Origin of the sequence: Streptomyces sp. 8L (assembly GCF_020176795.1) — a bacterium.
Taxonomy (GTDB): domain Bacteria; phylum Actinomycetota; class Actinomycetes; order Streptomycetales; family Streptomycetaceae; genus Streptomyces.
Window position 1 is genome coordinate 1 of record NZ_JAIUKE010000868.1, and the last position, 1,496, is coordinate 1,496.

The 1,496-nt window shown below is 66.4% G+C and carries 3 protein-coding genes; 2 read left to right on the plus strand and 1 reads right to left on the minus strand.

Translation table 11 applies throughout. The features are described 5' to 3' along the window. Positions 1 to 159: 159 nt before the first annotated feature. Positions 160 to 435, minus strand: coding sequence for a WYL domain-containing protein (locus LCE31_RS39535; RefSeq protein ID WP_225023115.1), 276 nt, complete (start codon positions 433 to 435; stop codon positions 160 to 162). 212 nt (positions 436 to 647) lie between these two features. On the opposite strand from LCE31_RS39535, the gene LCE31_RS39540 reads away from it, so the two are divergent. Then, positions 648 to 1,166: a hypothetical protein gene (locus LCE31_RS39540; protein WP_225023117.1), complete on the plus strand. Its 519-nt coding sequence runs from the start codon at positions 648 to 650 to the stop codon at positions 1,164 to 1,166. Between the two features lie 83 nt (positions 1,167 to 1,249). Continuing rightward, positions 1,250 to 1,432 carry an ERF family protein gene (locus LCE31_RS39545; RefSeq protein WP_225023119.1) on the plus strand — a complete coding sequence of 61 codons (183 nt, stop codon included), beginning with the start codon at positions 1,250 to 1,252 and terminating at the stop codon, positions 1,430 to 1,432. Positions 1,433 to 1,496: the final 64 nt, after the last annotated feature.

A 1,496-nucleotide genomic window follows, 5' to 3' on the forward strand; every position in this document is an offset into this window, starting at 1 on the left:
AGCGGCGAAGTGGATCACTGTGCTAAACGTCCATGATCGTTCTCACCGATAACCGCTGTACCGATGTTCCCCGAGGCCGCTGACGATTTGGTGTTCCTGACCCTTGAGGCGTCCGATCTTGATGAGGACGGTGTCTCCGGCCCTGTACATGGAGGTCTCCTATGCGGTGGTGGTGATGCGGTCGAGTCGGAAGCTGCGGGCGGCGTCGCGGAGGTGGTCGTGGGCTTTCACGTACCAGTCTCCGGCCTTGGAGCGGCGGACTTCCAGGGGTTCGATGATGCGGGTGGTGGTCTCGCCGTCTGCGGCCCGGTAGGTGATGGTGAGTCGGGCGCGGGTGGTGAGGCGGTAGCGGAGGTGGGAGAGGGCGCCGAGGGTGGCGTGGGCGAGGGCTTGGCCGGCGTGTGCGGCGGTGGTGAGGGTTCGGGTGCGGCGCATCGCGGGCCTTCCGTTGGGGTGTGGCACCACCGTACCCGTTAAGCATTGTGCACGCAATGCTTAAGAGGTAGAGTGGTCACCACGAACCCCACCCCCGCAGCTAAGCATTGCTCCGGCAATGCCGAATGGAGGAAACTAGCGTGGACAACGCCCCCACGCGCCCGCGCGGAGCCCCCAGGTCCAAGCGGCGCTCCCCGAGAGGACCCCGCCCCGTGGCCCGCGACCCGCGCACCCAGCACCACCACGACAACCTGATCGCCGCCACCGCGTTCCTCCGCGACCAGGACAAGCCCGAACTCGCAGGGTCCATCGACTACGTCCTCGGCCCCGACGGGCCCGCCTTCCTCAAGGACCTCGCCAACCCCTCCGGGATGAAAGTCCCTCTGACCATCTCCATGCGCGACTCCCGCGTCCGCATCATGAAGGACCAGACCTCTCCCGTGGAGCGCGACAGGATTCTCAACGCCGGCTTCGAGGCGTTCCTCGCGGGCGAGTTCGACCTGCGCAAGGAGAAGGAGGACCGGACGCCCCTCACGGCTAGTGGTGACGTACGGCGTGTCCTGACGACCAACCCGGACGCCGACCTCCAGGCCCGAGTGTCGCAGCGTTGCCGCGACCTGAAGGAGGCCGGGAAGGCGACGGTGCCGCGGCTGAGTCTGGGCACGGTGGCCGCGGCGGTCCTCTACCAGCATTTCGGGCTGGGCCCGTACGCGTCGGACGACGGCGCATAGACGTCTGCCGCGGGCGGGCCCGGTAATGCCGACAGTCGGGCCCGTGACCGCGGCATCTCGCACAACCACATAGGAGACCTCACATGGGCACCGTCCCCGAGGCCCCCGCCAGCATCACGGCGGAGGGCACCACCCCGCACACCCAAAACCAGGCTCACCCGACCGTCTACGAGCTGATGGCGCGCGTCATGGGCGACGTCAGGAACGTCAGCAAAAACGGGCAGAACAAGGCTCAGAACTACAGCTTCCGCGGTTATCTAGGGTGAGTGATTCCCTTCAGGTACGTGAGGCAAGTAGGGTGGATCTCTACTTGCCTGCACGATATCTGGG